The sequence below is a fragment of the Dokdonella sp. genome (genome assembly GCF_019634775.1).
Taxonomy (GTDB): Bacteria; Pseudomonadota; Gammaproteobacteria; order Xanthomonadales; family Rhodanobacteraceae; genus Dokdonella.
The window spans coordinates 148,663-166,833 of sequence record NZ_JAHCAS010000003.1 but is presented as its reverse complement, the minus strand read 5'-3'; the positions used below and the strand labels follow the sequence as shown (position 1 = coordinate 166,833).

The following is an 18,171-nucleotide window of genomic DNA, read 5'->3' as shown; positions in this document are numbered from 1 at the left end:
GTAGCCTGCCGCGCCATGCGCATCACCTTCGAACTCGACTCCGCCGATCTCAGGCGATTCCACGACGCCTTCGAGCGCGCGCGGCGACTCGCCGCCGCAGCCGACGAGATCGACATCGTCGATGCAGCAAAACAGGCGCTGGACTCGCTCAGCCTGGACGGCGTGCCGACCTATGTGCGCCGGCGCCTCGTCCACGTGCAGCGCCTGTTGCTGATGTTCGAAGACGACGAATGGGCGCTGCCCGAGCCCGAGCGCGGTGACGCGCTTGCCGTGCTGGCCTATTTCAGCGACCCGGATGACCTCATCCCCGATCACATGGCCGGTATTGGCCTGCTCGATGATGCGGTCATGCTCGAACTGCTTGCCCGGCGCATGCGTCACGTGCTCGAGGCCTGGGAACGTTTCCGCGTTTTCAGGGAGGGGCTCGACAACGGCGCCGTGGTGCCGGAACGGGTCGAGCGTTCGCGCCGGATCGGTGACGAGCGCGCGCGGATCCTCGCCGTGATGCGCGCGCGGCGGCGCCGTTCCGCTGCAATCAGTGGCGTGAAGTGATAGCCTCGCCGCCCTTTTTCGAACCGGTGGCGGAGCGCGGCATGCAGATCGAGAACAACAAGGTCGTCACGATGCACTACAGCGTGACCGGCACGGACGGTGAGGCCATCGAGGATTCGCGTGCCGCCGGTACCCCAATCGAAGTGCTGGTTGGCCATCGCGGCATCATTCCCGGGATCGAGAAGGCCCTGCTCGGCCGTGCCGCCGGCGAGCGCTTCACGGTGGATGTGAGCGCGGCGGACGGTTATGGCGAACGCCAGCCCGGCAACCTGCAGCGTGTGCCGAAGAAATACTTCCGCGACGCCGCACGCCTCAAGCCCGGGATGCTGACCACGCTGGCGATGAAGCAGGGCGGGCAGCGCATGGTCACCGTGGTCAAGGTCGGCTCAAGTGTCGTCGATGTCGATCTCAACCATCCTCTCGCCGGCCGCGATCTGCGCTTCGACATCGAGATCATCGGCGTGCGTGATGGCGACGAGAGCGAAATCGCCCATGGTCACGTGCATTCGGCGGGTGGTCACGCGCACTGACGCGCGCGATCGCGTCAGCGGATGATGCGTTGGCCGTGGCGGAAGGTTTCGCGCCAGCCACGTGTGTCCAGACTGTCGAGGCGCACGGTGCCGCCACTGTTCGGGGCATGCACGAAGCGGCGCTCGCCGACGTAGATGCCGACGTGGGTGATGGTGCGGCGGTTGCCGAACAGCACCAGGTCGCCGCTGCGCAGGTCGTCGGCGGCCAGCCGGGGCGAGGGCAGGGCGGCGATGGCGGCCGAGGTGCGCGGCAGATCGATGCCGGCGGCGTCGCGGAACACGTAGCCGACCAGGCCGCTGCAATCGAAGCCGCCTTCCGGCGTGTTGCCACCGTAGCGGTACGGCGTGCCGACCAGGGCCAGCGCCCGGAACAGCACCGCATTGGCGGTGTGTCCGGCCGATCGGTTGGCTGGCGTGGATGCCGGGCGGGAGCGGGCATCGTCGCGTGGCGGCGCATGGCCGCAGGCGGAAAGCAGGATCAGGAGGAATATCGCCGGGAGGAAGGCGCGTCGCATCGGTCGAAACTGCGCGAACTTCGGCGTCTGGTCAACGGCCTGGATGCGCTGATCGATTGTTTGCGGCTGAAGCGGCTCCCACAGGGCATTGATTCGTGGGGGCGGCTTCAGCCGCGGTTGAACGATTTCGGGAGTGTTCCCGCTGATCAGGCGCAGAGCGTCAGGTGACGACGCGCGGGGGCGGATTCGGCAACCGGCTCGGGACTTCCGATCAGGGCCTCGTGCAGGGTCTGCACGGCTTCCTCGAAACGCTGCAGGCGATCCTGGGCGGCGTTGGCAACGACGGTCGGAACCTCGCCGGCATCGAGCAGGTTGCGCAGCAGTTCGCGGTGCGCCGGGCTGAAATCGTGGTCGAGCAGGGCTTCGTCGAGGGCGCAGATGACCGCTGCCAGCCAGCCCGAGGTGGGGGCACGGAGGGCGAGCAGGAGTTCGTTGGTCGGCGCGTTCATCGTTGGGCCTCTTGGCGGGTGGACATCTGACATGAAGCAGTGTTCGTGCCAACTGCTGCGCGGCAAGGAATCGCGCATTGGACTAGCCTTTCGCGCACAACCGGGACCGAGCCCCGGGTCGGATGAACGGGGTTTGGTCACATGTCGACACGATTTGCCGTTCTTGGCGCAGGGTTGCTGCTGGCGTTGACCGCGATGGCGCAGGCGCCCGAGTCCATCCTGCCGCCGCTGGAAGCCGGGGAACCATCAGCCGTGACCGGGCCGGTCGGCCCCGGTGATGCGGAACTGGCGGCCTTCGTCGACGGCGCGATGGCGACCGCGCTCGAGGACGAGGGCATCGCGGGTGCCGTCGTCGCCGTCGTCGACCGCTCGCGCACACGCCTGCTGCGCGGCTATGGCCATGCCGGGTTCGCGCCTGCCCGTACGGTCGATCCCGAAACGACGCTGTTCCGGCTCGGATCGGTATCGAAGACCTTCACCTACCTGGCGGCGATGCAACTGGCCGAGCAGGGGCGGCTCGACCTGCAGGCCGAGGTGAACCGCTACCTGCCGGCTGCCCTGCAGCTGCCGGACGAGGGCTGGCCGGCGGTGCGCGTGCATCATCTGCTCACCCACACGGCTGGTTTCGAGGACAGCGCGCTCGGCCACCTGTTCCGCTTCGACGCGGAGCATGCGCGCAGCCTCGAGAACTACCTCGCTACCTATCGCCCGCGTCGCGTGCGTGCTCCGGGGCAGGCGGCGGTTTACTCCAACTATTCGGTCGGTCTGCTCGGCGCGATCGTCGCGCGCGTGGTCGCAAAGCCGTTCGAGGCCCATGTTGCCGCCAGCCTGTTCGTACCGCTGGGCATGCAGGCGACGCGCTTCTCGGAACCGGCGACCGAGGCCGAGGCCGGCGCGTGGTCGCAGGGTTTCGTGCGCCGAAACGGCCACCACCTCGCCCAGCCGTTCGAGATCATAGCCCCGCTCGCGCCGGCTGGCTCGGCCTCGAGTACGGGCGCCGACATGGCGCGCTACCTGCGCATGCTGCTCGGTGGCGGCGAACTCGATGGCGTGCGCGTGCTCGGTGCGGCGACATTTGCCGAGCTCTCGGGGGTGGATGTGCGCAATGCCGATGCCGTGGGTGGTATCGCCAACGGCTTCTTCCGCGAACGCCATGGCCGGCATGAAAGCCTCGAGCATGGCGGTGCTACGTTGTGGTTCCACAGCAACCTCGTCGTCCTGCCGGATGCCGGGCTCGGCGTGTTCGTTTCGACCAATACCGCCAGCGGGCGCCGGCTCGCGCGCGAACTGCCACGGCACATCCTCGAGTTTCTGCTCGCCGACGCACGTCCGTCGCCACCGCCTGCGGAGCCATCGGACTTCGCCGGGCGCGCAACCGGTTTTGTTGGCACCTACCTGTCGGCGCGACGCAACTTTTCGACATTCGAAAAGATGGCCGTGCTGCTCGATGGGGCGATGAGCGTGCGCGTCGATGGCAATGCGTTGGTGATCGACGGCGCAGCCGCGTCCACACGCTACGTTGAGGAGTCGCCACTGGTATTCCGCGCCGTCGACAGCGGCCAGCGCATTGCCTTCCAGCGAATGGCAGATGGCTCCATTGGCGGCTATGCCGGCAGCTATGGCCACACCGTGTTCGAGCGGGTCGGCTTCATCGACAAGCCATCGACTTTTCTGGCGGCACTTGGCGTGCTCGCGCTGACCGCACTCGGGGTCCTGCTCTGCGCTTGGCGGCGCGGTGCGCTGCCGGAGCGGGCGCGCATCCGCGACGGCCGCGCGGTTGCCTTCGTATTGATCGCGACGGCAGCCGGCTGGCTGATCGCCCTGGTCCTGCTCGCTGCCGCCGTGGCCGGCATGCTCGCAGCCGGCGGCGAGATCGTCGTGCGTCATCCGACACCAGCCCTTGGGGTAGCCAGCATCGCCCTGCACATCGTCGCGGTGATGAGCCTGTTCTGCGCACTGGCCGTGCCGGCGGCCTGGCGCGCGCGTGGTTGGAGTGCCGGTCGCCGCCTGCGCCACGTTTTCGTCGTGCTCGTGTTTCTTGGCGTGATCGCCTTGGGCTTGCGTTGGAAGCTGCTGTTCGCGCCGCTCCTGCTGGGCGAATGACGGACTACAATCGAGCGATGACGATGCGCGATTGCGATGTGCTGATCCTTGGCGGTGGCGTGATCGGCTTGGCCTGCGCACACTACCTGCTTGCTGGCGGACGTGCGGTCACTGTTCTCGAGCAGGGCCGCATCGGTGGCGGCAGTTCGTACGGCAACTGCGGCACGCTGACGCCGAGCCATGCCACGCCGCTGGCCATGCCGGGCACGATCGGTCACGCGCTGCGCTGGATGTTCAAGGCCGATGCTCCGCTGCGCGTAGTTCCGCGCTTCGATCCGGCACTTTGGCGCTGGTTTACGCGCAGCGCACGCCTGTGCAACTGGCGCGACTTCGTGCGCATCACCGCGGCCAAGGCGCCGTTCCTCGTGCAGTCGCGCCAGTTGATCGAGGCGCTCGTGCGTGACCAAGGCATCGATTGCGGTTTCCGCGCCGATGGCACGCTGTATGTCTACCGCGACGCCCGCGAGTACGCACGATCGCAATGGCTGCCGCGCGCGCTCGGTGATGTCGGCATTTCCGTCGACGTGCTCGATGGTGCCGAAATCGAAGCGCGCGAACCGGCATTGAAGCCGGGTGTGGCCGGGGGCTATTTCTTCCCTGGCGATGCCAGCCTGCGCCCGGATCGCTACGTTGCCGGCCTTGCCGCCAGTGTCCGTGCACGTGGTGGCCATCTGGTCGAGAACGCCCGCGTCACCGGCTTCGAGCGTGCCGGTGCGCGCATCACGGCGGTCATCGGCGATGGTTTTGCGTATCGTCCGCGCGATGTCGTGTTCGCGCTCGGTGCCTGGTCGCCGCTGCTCGCGCGCAAACTGGGCCTGCACCTGCCGATCCAGCCTGGCAAGGGCTACTCGATCACGTACTCGCGTCCAACGCTCGCGCCGCACCTGCCGATCGTCCTGCGCGAAGCCAGCGTCTGCGTCACGACCTGGGCCGACGGCTACCGCCTTGGCAGCACGATGGAGTTCGCCGGCTACGACAGCTCGCTCAACCGCACTCGCCTCGACGCGTTGCGCCACGGCGCGGAGCGCTATCTCCGCGAACCGGAAGGCGCGCAACGCCAGGAAGACTGGTATGGATGGCGGCCGATGACGCCGGACGACCTGCCGATCGTCGGCGTGACTCCCGGCATCGACAACCTCTGTCTCGCCACCGGCCATGGCATGCTCGGCGTGACCATGTCGGCGCTGACCGGCAAGCTGGTCGGCGAGCTGTTGTCCGGTCAGCCGACCTCGATCGATCCCACGGCATACCGGTTGGCGCGGTTCGGGTGATGGTGCTGCCGGCGGTCGCCTTAGTCCGCTTTCACCGACGTACCCGTGGCAGGAAACGGCTTCAGGCAGTCGTGGCATCGCTCCGGTCGGGCTGGCCGCGTTCATGGCGTCGGTGAACTCACCGTGTAGGTGATCCGTACCGACAACAGCGCCGTGCGCTCCGCCAGCGCGAGCGTCTGCTCGGCGCCCCACTCGGCGTGCAGGTAGTAGGCGTGGTTCTGGTTATCCACGGTTGCGTTGCCGATGCTGACGACCTGCAAGGGGATGACGCCAGCCTGAACGCCGGTACTGTTGACTGAGGCCATCTGCACCGCGGCGCCGCTCGCATGGCTGCGTCGCAACAGGCGGACAGTGACATCGTGATCGGGGGAACTGTCGTTTACCCAGGCATGCAGACCGGTGATCACCGCGCCGTGGGGCAACTGTACGGGCGCACTGGAATTCACGCTGCGTGCGGCGGCGACCAGACGGATGTATTGCGCAGGGCCGCCGCGTCCACCTGTGTCGCTAGCGATCCAGCGGTCATTGTTCACTGTGAACGTGCGCCCATCGATGCTGAGCCAACGCGTCACCGGCGCGGTCTGGATCGGTCCTTCGACGTACAGGCCCGCAGGTGGCGGGGTTGTGTTGACGCCCACGGCCACGCCACCGTTGGCATGCACGCGCAGGCGCGTGGTGCCGTCGACCTGCACCCGCAGCGCCGACTCCCCGGCCGGCGCCGCGACGTGCAGGCGGTCGGACGGATTGTCCAGGCCGATGCCGGTGCGGCCCTGGAAATAGTTGCGACCGCCGACGAAATGACCAGCGAAGCCGTCCGCACTGTCGTTGCGTGCGCTCAGCGCGTAGTTGGCGTTGCCGCTGGTCGCCGAACTCCACGCACGCACGGCGGTGCCGGCGGGGCTGGCGCTGCGACCCAGCACGCCGATGGTGTTGCCGCTGGTGGCCTGGGCGTAGGCGAAAACACCCAGTCCGCCACTGCTGGCGTTGTTGGCGTGCACGCCGATGGTGCTGCCACTGGTGGCGCTGGCGATGGCAGCCACCGCGGTGGCTGCTGCGCCACCGCTGCCGGTGCCGACCACTTCGGCCCGGATACCGGAGGTGTTGACCGGTCCGTGGTGACGCACCTGCAAGCCGATCGTATCGGTCACCGACGGCGCCAAAAGCAGGTCCATGCGGGCCGCGGGTACACTGGTGCCGATACCGACACGTCCGCCGTTGTAGTGCAACCCGTTGTCATCGGTCCGCCATGGCGCCTGGGCGAAGAGCGCGTCGACGGCGCTATACGCCAGGTTTGCCGACGCGGCCGTCTGCGCATTGACTGCGTTCTGCGCATTGACTGCGTTCTGCGCATTGACTGCGTTCTGCGCATTAACCGCATTCTGCGCATTGACCGCATTCTGCGCCGAATTGGCCTGGCCAGCCTGGTGGGCGTAGGTCGCAAACGGCGAGGCCATGACCGGCTGACGACCCATCACGACGCTCTGCGGCGGATCGCCGTGTTCGACCGCCACCTGCATGTAGACGAGCTGAGTGCCAGTGGGAAACATCACCGGCAGGGCCAGCGAGAAGCGTCCGGCCAGGACCGGTACGTTGGTGATCGTCAACGGCGCACCGAAGACCGATCCGCCGCTGGACGCATCCCAGTAGCTGAACGTGAAGGTGGTCGGCCCGTTGACCGGCACACCGTCGGCGACCAGCTCGCCCTGGTAGCTGAAGGTGTCGGTCGGCAGCTCGCCGCGTGTCGCCATCAGCTCCTCGTAGCTGACGACCAAGGCATCGTCGGCATGGGCGGTGGCGGCCAGCGCCGACAGCAGCAGCCATGCGATGTGCGGGATCAGGCGGTTCATGGCGTCTCTCCTTGTTCGACGTTGGGCAGGTACGTTTCGAAGCCGTTGGCGAAGATCAGATCCGTGTGTTCGCCGGGTGTCAGCCAGTAGCCGGCACGCAGGCGCAGCGGACCGCCCTGCACCACGGTGATCGTGGGCGCATCGGGCTGGCCGATGGTGGCGGACAGGCGCAGACCGCCACTTTCCAGTACCGCGGCGCCGGCATCGGCGCTGGACCACGGAATCTGGACGTTGGCGTTCGTACCGCTTTGACCATCGGTGCCGCTGGCGAAACTGGCGGCAGGTGCGGCGATCGCCGCCAGTGCAAGCCAATGGGGCAGGCGCATGGGTCAGCCCTCGAAGCCGTCGAAGAGAATCACGTCGGGCACGTTGGCGATCACCACCACCGTGCCACTGAACGTGCCCAGCGCTGCGCCGCCGGTCGGTTCGCGCAGGCGCACGGCGAAGTGTTCGGTCGGTTCCTCGACCAGGTCGAAGGCGATGTCCATCGCCAGCGTGCGCGGGCCTGATTCGCCATCGGCCCAGCTCAGCACGGTGTCGATGCCCTGATAGTCGGCGCCGGCCTGCGCGGTCGCGTCCTCGCTGGCGACGCGCACGCTGACCGCGCCATCGCTGCCGTTGACGCGCTCGACGGTGAGCAGTACCGGTCCGTGGTTCTCCGCCACCGGGTAGCGGCCGGCACTGAAACGCAGCGCACCTGGAGCCGGCCCGCCACTCACCGCCAGGCATGGCCCCAGCTCCGAGGTATTGCCGTCCGGGTCGGTGGCGGTGGCGCTGAGGAAGCGACCAGCGGCAATCGCCGGCACCAGCACGGCTATGTTGGCATCGCCGGCAGCGTTGGTGGTCACGTCCTGCGCGGTCACCATCCGCGCCGCCAGGCCGCGCCCATAGGCGCTGCACGCGGTGGCCTCGAACAGTTCGACGCGGAACGTGGTCTGGGGCGCGGAATGCAGGGTGCCCAGCACTTGGGTGGTACTGCCGGCGGTGGTCGCCGAAACCAGCTCGGGGTGGTTCTGCAGTTCGTTGGCACCGGTGTCGGCGTCCAGCGGATCGTTGCTGTTCGGGCCGCTGGGCAACAACAGGTCGATGGCGAACCGGACCAGACCTTCCACTTCCGGAATGCGGTTGCCGGCCATCCGGATCCGCTTCGGCGTGCCTTCGACGACAATCGCTTTGTTGCCGGTGTGCGCGATCAGGTTGGCCGCGGTCGGATCGTCCTCGGCGCCGATCAGAACGTCCTGGACGCTGTTGTGGCTGACGTGGATGCCGTAAGTGGAAATGCCGATCGGGATCAGACCGACGACGATGCCGTCACCGACCGGGTCGACACCCAGGCGGTTGCCCTGGACCACCGCTCCGGTCGTGTTCCAGTGCAGGTTGATGCCCAGGCCCGAACCATTGAACGGTCCGAGATTCGTCACCACCACCACGTTGTCGCGGATTACCGTACCGGTACCACCGATGACGAAGATGCCGGCTCTGGTCGATATCACGCCCAGGCCGGTGCCGTCGAGGCCGATCCAGTTGTTTTCGATTACCGTGTTTTCGATGTTGCCGGCGCCATAGGACGCGCTGATGCCATGGGTGACACCACCGACCAGGTTGCGGTCGGAAGGCGCCGGGCCTCCGATGCGGATGTTGTGCCCGCGATTGGGCGCGGAGCGATAGGCCTCGATGGCACCTTGGCTGCCGAGCAGGCCAGCGTAGCCACGGCTGCCGTGCGTGCGGGCGTCGGCGCGGATGCCGACCAGGTTGCCGATGATCACGGCGTCGTTGGCTTCGATGCCGATGGTGACGGCAGCGAAGTTGTACAACGACAGGCCGCGCACCTGGCTGCCGTCGCCGCTGGCCAGCTGCAGGCCCCGCAAGCTGCTGGGCAGGGCCATGCCGTCCAGTTCGATCCGGGTCTGCGCATTCCAGCCATTGACGAGGCTGTTGCTGCTGGCGCCGGGCTGGCTCCAGCCGTCGATGAGCACGGTGTCGGTGATCGCCGGCAGGGCGGTCTGCAAGGCGATGGTGTGGGTGCCGCTGCCGGGGATGGCGAACACGATGCTGTCGGCACCGGGGTTGGCGTTGGCATCGAGAATGGCCTGACGCAGGCTGCCGGGGCCGGCGTCGTTGGCGTTGATGACGGTATGGGTGGCCGCCGACAGCGGCGCGGCGATCAGCGCCGCCAGCAAGGCCAGCGTTTGCTGCAAGGGCGCACGTGATGATCCGCGGTCGCGGGCACGCGAGGCGGAGAGGACGGATGCGTGGGTCATGCCGATATCCCCAAGTGGATGTGCCGCTCAGGCTGCGCTTGCGCGTATCGTGTTGCTTGAAGCCGTGATGAACTTGCTTGAAGAATCGTTCTCGGGCGGCGAGAACATTCTTCAATCCAGCATCAAGCAGGAGCACCCGTTCGCCGTGATGCTGCGGGTGCCATGACCAGCCCCCATCGTTCGCCTTGCCAGCTCAACGGTCGCCCGGACGGCCGTGCCGATGTAGCCTTGCCACCGGGTCTCGCCGGTGCAGGACCGCCGGCATGTGGTCGTGGGGGCGCTCAGGGACAGGCACGGAGACGGGCGGCATGGTCAATAGCGAAGGCAGATCCAGCAACCGGACGGACGGATTTATGCTCGCCGCGCTGCGTCTGAGCCTGCGCGAACTGCGTTTGTATGGCAGCGACGGGCAGCCGGTGCCACTCGAGCGCAAGGCCTTCGATGTGCTGGCGTGCCTGGTTGCCGAGCGCGAGCGCGTGGTCAGCAAGGATGATCTGCTGGTCTCGGTCTGGGGTCGCGACATCGCTTCCGATTCGGTCATCGCCCAGGCTGTGTCCAAGGCGCGTCGGGCGCTGGCCGCCGGTGGCGGTGACCCGGCCTGGATCGACGTTGTCCGCGGTACCGGCTACCGCTACATCGGACCGGTTGAGCCGGTATTGCCGGTCGAGGCAGAGCATGCCGCGGCCGTGACACCGACATCATTGTCGCGGCGACGCTGGGGCCGTCTGGCTGGCGCGGCACTGCTGCTGCTGGCCGGCATCGGCATGGGCATGATCTGGCAGCAACGCGAGGCGGCTCGCGATCCCTTGCGCATCGCGGTGCTGCCCTGGCGCAACGACAGTGGCGACAACGGGCTGGACTGGGCGCGACGTGGCTTGCAAGGCCTGGTCGCCGATGCCATCGCCAGTGACCGCCACATCGAGCCCCTGTCGCCAGCCAGCATCCGCAGCCTGCTCGACGCCCGCCCCGATCTCACCGACACCCGCGCCCAGGCGGAGTATCTGGGCAGCGCTGCTGGTGCCAGCCAGGTCTTCGCCGGTCGCCTGCTGCGGGCCGACGATGGCCTGCAGGTGGAACTGGTGGTGCTCGGCAATGGCGCCAGCAACACCATCCACCTGGCCGGCGAGCACCCGGCGACGCTGGCGCTGGCTGCCACCGCACATGCAACCCGCCACCTCCTGCCGGACAACGGCACGAGCCATTCGGCTCCTTTGTCGAGCATCGCCTTCGCCAACGAGGCGCACGCACGCGGCGTCGATGCGCGCCTGGGGGGGGACGCCGAAACCGCGCGACATCACCTGCAGGCGGCCATCGCCGCCGACCCGCAGCTGCTGGCCAGCCGCTACCAGCTGAGTCTTGCCTTGCAGGTCTTGCGCCGCAACGACGAATGGCGCGCGACGCTGGACGAGCTGGCGCAGCTCGCTCGGGCGCGTGGCGATCGCCTGTACGAGGGACAAGCGCTGGTGGGGCAAGGCATCCTCGCCTGGCGTGAGGGCCGCCTGGACGACGCTCAGGCACTGATCACTTCGGCAGCGGCGCTGTTCAATGGTGACAACGACGGCCTGCGCCGTGCCGCCGTGGAGGGGAACCTGGGCAGTCTTGCGGCGCTGCGTGGCAACTTCGATGACGCCGAAGCTGCGCTGCGCCGCTCGCTTTCGGCTTTCGAACAGGCAGGGCAACAGGCCGAGATCGCCCGCGTCAGCAAGAATCTGGGCATTCTCGCCCTGGACCGTGGTCGCCACGACGAGGCCGCGGCATGGATCACGCGCAGCCTGGAAATCCGTCAGGCGCTGGGCCAGGAACACGATCTCGCCCAGAGTCTGGCGGCCATGGCGAGCATCGACATGGCGCGTGACCGTCCGGTCGCCGCTCAGGCGAGCTATGCGCGCGCTGCGGCCATCTTCGAGCTTCATCGCGACCCGCTGCTCGAATCCGACACCTTGGCGCGACTGGGCAATGCGCTGGTCGCGCAGGGCCGGCTGACCGACGCGCAGGCCGCGATCAGTCGCAGCCTGGCCGCGGCACGCAGCGCCGACAATGCCGCCGCCCTTTGTTTGGCCCACCTCAAGTTGACATGGATCGCGCGCTTGCGCGGCGATCCCGATGGGGCACGCCGTGACCTCGACGATGCCGCACGTTCGTGTCACGCGGCCAACGACCATCGTGGCCTGATTCGTGTCGATCTGGAGCGTGCCCAATTGGCCGCCATGCACGGCGATCCCGACGCTGCCCTCGCTGCGGTAGCCGCAGCGCTGGCGGCAGCCGGCGAGCAGGGCGACCGTGCGCTGGAGGCCGAAGCACTCCTGATCCAGGCGAGCCTGCCCGATTCAGCCGCACAATCGGTGCCGACCGGCCTGGACCGCGCGCTGGCGCTGGCAAGAGAGCTCAACGATGTCGAACTGCTCGCGCGTGCCCAATGCGCGCGGATCGGTGTCGCGGACGGTGTCGGTGATGGCGACGAAGCGGTGCAGGCCTTGGCTGACTGTGAACGAGCCGGCAAGCGGACTCATGCCGCTGCCGCCATGGCGCGCCACGCCCTGGTGCGCCACGCCCTGGCGCGCAACGATCGCGAGCGCGCCACGTACTGGCTGCGCCAGCAACGCGACCTGGCCGGCGAATTCTGGCGCCCGGATGACGAGGCGCTGTGGCGGGATCTCGTCGGTACATCATCGACCGGCCCGGCACGCCACTGAGGCATCCATCTACCGGCGTCCGCCAGCGGCCTGCTCCCCGCGAAGCGGGATGGACCGTGCGGTGAGTCCCGCGTGGCCACACCTGCTTGGGCCGGCACCGCCCAGGACGGGAACGCCGTTGTGGGATTGATCAGGGCATCCCTATCGGTCGCGGATGACGAGCAGGCGCAATTCGGTCATGTCCTCGATCGCATAGCGGATGCCCTCGCGACCGAGGCCGGAATCCTTGACGCCGCCATAGGGCATGTTGTCGACGCGGAAGCTCGGCACGTCGCCGATCAGCACGCCGCCGACATCGAGTTCGTCCCAGGCGTGCATGGCCTTGTTGATGTCGTTGGTGAACAGGCCGGCCTGCAGGCCGAACGTGCTGTCGTTGACGATGCGGATCGCCTCGTCGAAGTCGCGATATGGCTGCAGCACGGCGACCGGGCCGAAGGCTTCCATGCAGCTGATGGATTGAGCGGGGTCGACGTTCTCGAGCAGGGTCGCCTCGAGCATCGTGCCGTGGCGTGTGCCGCCGCAGAGCAGGTTCGCGCCGGCGGCGACAGCCTGTTGGATCCAGTCGTCGAGACGCTTGGCTTCCTTCTCGTCGATCATCGGGCCGACGAAGGTGTTTTCGTCCTTGGGGTCGCCGGCAACGAGATTTCTGGTCGCCGCGACGAGGCGCTCGCGCAGTTCGGGATAGAGGTCTTCCTGCACGAGGATGCGCTGCACGCCGATGCAGCTCTGCCCGGACTGGTAGAACGCGCCGAACACCAGGCGCTCGACCACCAGGTCGAGACGTGCGCGCTGGTCGGCGTCGACGATGCAGGCCGCATTGCCGCCGAGTTCGAGCACGACCTTCTTCTTGCCGGCGCGTGCCTTGAGGTCCCAGCCGACCGAGGGTGAGCCGGTGAACGAGAGCAGCTTGAGGCGATCGTCCGTGGTGAACAGATCCGCGCCGTCCCGATGCGCGGGCAGGATCGAGAACGCGCCTTTCGGAAGGTCCGTTTCGGCAAGGATCTCACCGATGATCAGTGCACCGATCGGCGTGCGGCTGGCCGGCTTGAGCACGAACGGGCAGCCGGCGGCGATGCCCGGCGCAATCTTGTGCGCGGCGAGATTGAGCGGGAAATTGAATGGCGAGATGAACGAGCATGGTCCGATCGGAACCCTCTTCGTGAAGCCGCGGTAACCCTTGGCGCGTGGCGAAATCTCGAGGTTGATCGTCTCGCCGTCGATGCGCACGGCTTCCTCGGCGGCGACCTTGAAGGTGTCGATCAGGCGCGTGACTTCGCCGCGCGCGTCCCTGATCGGCTTGCCGGCCTCGATGCACAGCGCCATCGCCATTTCCTCGAACCGCTCGCGGAAGCGCGCGACGCAGTGCTCGAGCACGGCCTGGCGCTGGTACGGCGTGAAGCGGCGCATGGGTTCGGTTGCCCCGACCGCTGCGGCGATGCCGGCGTCGATCGCCTTCGCATCGGCCATGGCCACGCGCGTGGCGACCTCACCGGTGTACTTGTCGGTGACTTCGAGATCGGTGTTGGCGTGTACCGCTGCGTTGGCGAGGTAGTAGGGGTAGGCGGGTTTGAGCATCTCGCGCTCCTGGTGGCACGTCGCCCGGTTCGCGGAATCCGGGTGGATGATGTGGAAACGCCGCGGCTCGAATCGCTCCTTGCAGGAGCCCGTGAACGGGCACCTGCGGAGTAGTGGAGGAGGCGTCAGATCGCCGCGCTCAGTTCCTTGATCTCGCGATTGAGTACGCGGTCGTTGTCGGAGTAGTCGATCGGCAGGTCGATCAGGTGCACGCCCGGCGTGTTGAGGCAGCGCGCGAGCAGCGGGGCGAATTCGTCCGCGCTCTGCGGACGGTGGCCGTGCGCGCCGTAGCTCTCGGCGTAGGCGATGAAATCCGGGTTGCCCATGTCCATGCCGAAGTTCGGGAAATGCATGTGCGCCTGCTTCCACTTGATCATGCCGTAGGCATCGTCGCGCAGCAGCAGCACGACGAGGTCGAGGCCGAGGCGCACCGCGGTCTCGATCTCCTGCGAGTTCATCATGAAGCCGCCGTCGCCGGCGACGGCGACGATCTTGCGATTCGGATGGACGATCTTCGCGCCGATCGCGGATGGCAGGCCGGCGCCCATCGTCGCCAGTGCATTGTCGAGCAGCAGGGTGTTCGGCAGGCTGCATCGGTAGTAGCGTGCGAACCATAGCTTGTACATGCCGTTGTCGAGGCAGAGGATGCCGTCGTCTGGCATGACCTTGCGCACGTCGTCGACGATGCGCACCGGGTACATCGGGAAACGCGCGTCGTCGCGGCCCTTGGCGAGATGCGCCTCAAGGTGGCTGCGCACGGTGTCGCAGTAGGAGAAGTCCCAGTGCGACTGCGGGTCGATGCCTTCGCGCAGGCGCCAGATCGTGTTGGCGATGTCGCCGACGACTTCGATCTGCGGGAAGTACACGGTGTCGACCTCGGCGCCGAGGTAGTTGACGTGGATGACCGTGCGCAGGCCGCGGCGCATGAAGAACGGTGGCTTCTCGATGACGTCGTGGCCGACGTTGATGATGCAGTCGGCATGTTCGATCGCGCGGTGCACGAAGTCGCCATCCGACAGCGCGGCATTGCCGAGCCACAGCGGATGGTTCTCGTCGAGCACGCCCTTGCCCATTTGCGTGGTGAAGAACGGAATGCCGGTGTAGTCGACGAAATCGCGCAGCATGCGGCTGCTGGTCTTGCGGTTCGCACCCGCGCCGATCATCAGCAGCGGGCGTTTCGACTCGCGGATCGCCGCGATCGCGCGATCGACGGCTTTTTCGTCGGCCACCGGGCGGCGGCTGTAACTGGCCGGGATCAGGATCGCATCGGTCGGGTCGCGTGCGATGTCCTCGGGCAGTTCCAGGTGCGCGGCACCGGGGCGTTCGTCCTCGGCGCGGCGGAAAGCCTCACGTACGCGAGCCGGGATATTGTCGGCGGAAACGATCTGGCGCGTGTACTTGGACAGTGGGCGCATCATGTCGACCACGTCGACGATCTGAAAATGTCCCTGCTTGGACAGCTTCACTGGTTTCTGCCCGGTGAGCATGAGCATCGGCATGCCGCCGAGTTGGGCGTAGGCGGCAGAGGTCACGAAGTTGGTCGCGCCGGGGCCGAGTGTGGCGAGACAGACGCCGGCCTTGCCGGTCAGGCGACCGTAGGTTGCGGCCATGAAGCCGGCGGCCTGTTCGTGGCGGGTGAGGATCAACCTGATCGATGAATTGCGCAGCGATTCGAGCAGATCGAGGTTTTCCTCGCCGGGAATGCCGAACACGTATTGCACGCCTTCGGCTTCGAGTGCCTTGACGAACAGATCGGAGGCTTTCATGCAGATGGCTCCTTCGCGGCTTGCGGCATTGTGGGCGTCGCAGCGAGCGTGGACAAGGGAAGGGGCAGTGCACGCCGAGCGCCGCGTGGCTCGCATCTGCCTGCAGGCTGGTTCACAATCGGACACCCGCCGTCGGCGGACCGCTCCAGGAAGGAGGCGTGATGCACGCAGGGATGCGACTCGGAATCCCCCACGGTTGGCGTCTGCCGGCGTTGACGCCATCGCGCGCAGCTGCCGCCCTGGCTGGTGCGGTGGCCGTGCAGGCGCTGCCGTTCCTGCCGGTGCCGACGGTGATGCCGTTGCTGGTCATTGCCGCGTGCGTTGCCATCTGTCATCGATACGGCGATCGGGTGCCGTTGTGGTTCGTGCTCGGCTTCGCCTGGACCATCGTGCGCGCCGACGGTTGGCTCGATGCGCGTCTGCCGGTGTCACTGCATGGCCGCGATTTCGTCGTCACCGGAACGATCGGCGACCTGCCGCGCGTCGGTGCCGACGGCACGCGTTTCGAGTTCCGAATCGAGCGGGCCGAACTCGACGGCGAACCGATCGCCCTTGGCGGGCCGGCACGCTTGGCCTGGTACGACGATGCGCCCGTGCTCGAGGCCTGTTCGCGCTGGCGGCTCGTGCTGCGCTTGCGTCCGCCGCGCGGCCTGGTCAACCCTGGCCACGGCGACAGCGAACGCAATGCCGCGCAGCGCGGTCGCGTTGCGGTTGGCTATGTGCGGCGTTCGAACGTGAACGCGAAGCTCGACGATGGCGCCGCGAACTGCATCGACCGCACACGCGCGCACATCGTCGCGGCGATCGATCGCGAACTCGATATGGGCACTGCGGCCACGCTGCTGCGTGCGCTCGCGGTTGGCGACCAGTCGGGTATCGTCGAGGCTGACTGGCGCGTCCTGCGTGCAACCGGCATCGGCCACCTGATCGCGATCTCGGGTCTGCACGTCGGCATGTTCGCTGCGTTCGGTGCCTGGCTCGCGCGGCGCGCATGGAAATGCTGGCCGCGCCTGGTCACGCGCCTGCCGGGGCCGCTGGTCGAGGCGCCGGTCGCGTTGCTCTGCGCCTTCGGCTATGGCCTGCTCGCCGGCATGGGGCTGCCGACTCTGCGCACCCTGCTCATGATCGCGATCGCCCTGGTGGCGCGATTCGCCCGGCGCGGCAGCAGTGTGCCGCAGGCTCTCGGGCTTGCCGCGCTGGCGGTCGTCGCCTGGGATCCGCTGGCGGTACTGTCGGCGGGGTTCTGGCTGTCGTTCGCCGGTGTGGCGATCCTGCTCGCGGTGACCACGCCGGTCGGCGACGAGCGACCGGCGTGGCGCGACATGCCGCGCGCGCAATTGTGGCTGAGCCTGAGTCTGTTGCCATTGAGCGTGTGGTTCTTCGGTCAGGCCTCCCTGGTCGGGCCACTGGCCAATCTCGTGGCGGTACCCTGGATCAGTTTCATCGTCGTGCCGGTGACGGTCGCGGCGAGCCTGTTGCTGATGATCGCGCCGGCGCTTGGCGTGCCCTTGCTGCACCTGGCCGAACTGTCGCTGCGTCCGTGCTGGTGGCTGATGAAGACAATGGCCGACTGGCCGTTCGCGCAATCCGGGTTTCCCGACGCGCCGGCGTGGTCGTTCGCGTTGGCCCTCGTCGGCCTCGCCTGGCTGGCGTTGCCGCGTGGCGTGCCGCTGCGCGGGTGCGGCGTCATCCTCGTGCTGCCGATGCTGTTGCCGGCGCGTGCACCGCTGGCAACGGGGGACTTCTCGGTGACGATGCTCGATGTCGGACAGGGGCTGGCCGTGCTCGTGCGCACGCAGGACCATGCCCTGGTCTACGACACCGGCGCGCGCCATCCGGGTGGCTTTGATGTCGGCGAGGCGATCGTCGTGCCGTCCTTGCGCGCGCTCGGCGTGCATGCACTTGAACGCATCGTGGTCAGCCACGGCGACAACGACCACGCCGGCGGCGTCGAAGCCGTGCACCTCGCGTTTCCGCGTGCAGCCATCACGGCCGGCGAGCCTGCACGCCTGCGCCTGCCGGCCGAGCCTTGCAGTGAACGTGAGACGTGGTCATGGAACGATGTCGGCTTCCACCTGCTGCCGCCGCCGTCCGCGGCCGGCAAGGGCAACGACCGCTCCTGCGTGTTGCTGGTATCGGGGCCGCATGGATCGCTGTTGTTGACCGGGGACATCTCGGCGCGCATCGAGCCGGCCATCGCTGCCGACGTCGGCACGGTCCCGCGCCCCCTGCTCGCCAGCGTGCCGCACCACGGCAGCCGCACGGCCTCGTCGGCCGCGTTCCTCGACGCGCTGAAGCCGGACGAAGCCTGGATCTCCGCCGGCCATCGCAACCGTTTCGGCCATCCGCACGCCGACGTCGTCGCGCGCTATCGCGAGCGCGGCATCAGGCTGGAGAGCACCGCATTTTCGGGTTGCCTGGAACGTCGCTTTGCGCGGGATGGAGGAGGAGTGCGGCGTTGTCGGGAGATGCGCGGGGCGTGGTGGAGGTTCGAATGAGATTGGGCGTGCTGCTGGCGGTCGGAATGCGATTGTTGCGTTGGTTTTTCGTCCGGAGAACCAATGCCGCAGGAGCCGGATGCCAGCCTGCGCCGGCATGACGTCACTGGG

14 protein-coding genes are annotated in these 18,171 nt (G+C 67.6%); 7 read left to right on the top strand and 7 right to left on the bottom strand.

Annotation, left to right across the window (positions count from 1 at the left end):
- The first annotated feature begins 15 nt into the window (after positions 1–15).
- The gene (locus tag KF907_RS14560) at positions 16–552 is read left to right on the top strand and encodes a YkvA family protein (protein WP_291221534.1); all 537 of its coding nucleotides are present in this window, start codon (positions 16–18) and stop codon (positions 550–552) included.
- A gap of 41 nt (positions 553–593) precedes the next feature.
- Complete coding sequence (locus tag KF907_RS14555; RefSeq protein ID WP_291221533.1) at positions 594–1,082, top strand: FKBP-type peptidyl-prolyl cis-trans isomerase; 489 nt, start codon at positions 594–596, stop codon at positions 1,080–1,082.
- A 14-nt stretch (positions 1,083–1,096) separates the two neighbouring features.
- Here the strand turns inward: KF907_RS14555 and KF907_RS14550 are convergent, their stop codons facing one another.
- Together KF907_RS14550 and KF907_RS14545 are read right to left on the bottom strand one after the other, a co-directional pair.
- The gene (locus KF907_RS14550; protein ID WP_291221531.1) at positions 1,097–1,597 is read right to left on the bottom strand and encodes a C40 family peptidase; all 501 of its coding nucleotides are present in this window, start codon (positions 1,595–1,597) and stop codon (positions 1,097–1,099) included.
- A gap of 146 nt (positions 1,598–1,743) precedes the next feature.
- A complete protein-coding gene (locus tag KF907_RS14545) occupies positions 1,744–2,046 on the bottom strand; it encodes a hypothetical protein (RefSeq protein ID WP_291221529.1) in 303 nt (100 codons plus the stop codon).
- A gap of 141 nt (positions 2,047–2,187) precedes the next feature.
- Between KF907_RS14545 and KF907_RS14540 the strand changes: the two genes are divergently transcribed.
- On the top strand, positions 2,188–4,149 hold the full coding sequence (locus tag KF907_RS14540) for a serine hydrolase domain-containing protein (protein ID WP_291221527.1): 1,962 nt from the start codon (positions 2,188–2,190) through the stop codon (positions 4,147–4,149).
- 23 nt (positions 4,150–4,172) lie between these two features.
- Positions 4,173–5,420 carry an NAD(P)/FAD-dependent oxidoreductase gene (locus tag KF907_RS14535; RefSeq protein ID WP_343214763.1) on the top strand — a complete coding sequence of 416 codons (1,248 nt, stop codon included), beginning with the start codon at positions 4,173–4,175 and terminating at the stop codon, positions 5,418–5,420.
- A 101-nt stretch (positions 5,421–5,521) separates the two neighbouring features.
- On the opposite strand, the gene KF907_RS14530 is transcribed toward KF907_RS14535, so the two are convergent.
- From KF907_RS14530 to KF907_RS14520, 3 genes are read right to left on the bottom strand one after another with little or no spacing between them, the layout of a single operon-like run.
- Complete coding sequence (locus tag KF907_RS14530; protein WP_291221523.1) at positions 5,522–7,267, bottom strand: hypothetical protein; 1,746 nt, start codon at positions 7,265–7,267, stop codon at positions 5,522–5,524.
- On the bottom strand, positions 7,264–7,593 hold the full coding sequence (locus KF907_RS14525; RefSeq protein WP_291221521.1) for a hypothetical protein: 330 nt from the start codon (positions 7,591–7,593) through the stop codon (positions 7,264–7,266). The genes KF907_RS14530 and KF907_RS14525 overlap by 4 nt, the downstream gene beginning before the upstream one ends.
- 3 nt (positions 7,594–7,596) lie before the next feature.
- Complete coding sequence (locus KF907_RS14520) at positions 7,597–9,528, bottom strand: Calx-beta domain-containing protein (protein ID WP_291221519.1); 1,932 nt, start codon at positions 9,526–9,528, stop codon at positions 7,597–7,599.
- On the opposite strand from KF907_RS14520, the gene KF907_RS14515 reads away from it, so the two are divergent.
- A complete protein-coding gene (locus tag KF907_RS14515; protein ID WP_291221517.1) occupies positions 9,527–9,694 on the top strand; it encodes a hypothetical protein in 168 nt (55 codons plus the stop codon). The genes KF907_RS14520 and KF907_RS14515 overlap by 2 nt on opposite strands.
- A gap of 187 nt (positions 9,695–9,881) precedes the next feature.
- Positions 9,882–12,221, top strand: coding sequence for a tetratricopeptide repeat protein (locus tag KF907_RS14510; RefSeq protein ID WP_291221516.1), 2,340 nt, complete (start codon positions 9,882–9,884; stop codon positions 12,219–12,221).
- 141 nt (positions 12,222–12,362) lie between these two features.
- Here the strand turns inward: KF907_RS14510 and KF907_RS14505 are convergent, their stop codons facing one another.
- Positions 12,363–13,796, bottom strand: coding sequence for an aldehyde dehydrogenase family protein (locus KF907_RS14505; protein ID WP_291221513.1), 1,434 nt, complete (start codon positions 13,794–13,796; stop codon positions 12,363–12,365).
- Positions 13,797–13,921: 125 nt separating this feature from the next.
- The gene (locus tag KF907_RS14500) at positions 13,922–15,562 is read right to left on the bottom strand and encodes an acetolactate synthase large subunit (protein WP_291221512.1); all 1,641 of its coding nucleotides are present in this window, start codon (positions 15,560–15,562) and stop codon (positions 13,922–13,924) included.
- Between the two features lie 173 nt (positions 15,563–15,735).
- Between KF907_RS14500 and KF907_RS14495 the strand changes: the two genes are divergently transcribed.
- On the top strand, positions 15,736–18,060 hold the full coding sequence (locus KF907_RS14495; protein ID WP_291221510.1) for a DNA internalization-related competence protein ComEC/Rec2: 2,325 nt from the start codon (positions 15,736–15,738) through the stop codon (positions 18,058–18,060).
- Positions 18,061–18,171: the final 111 nt, after the last annotated feature.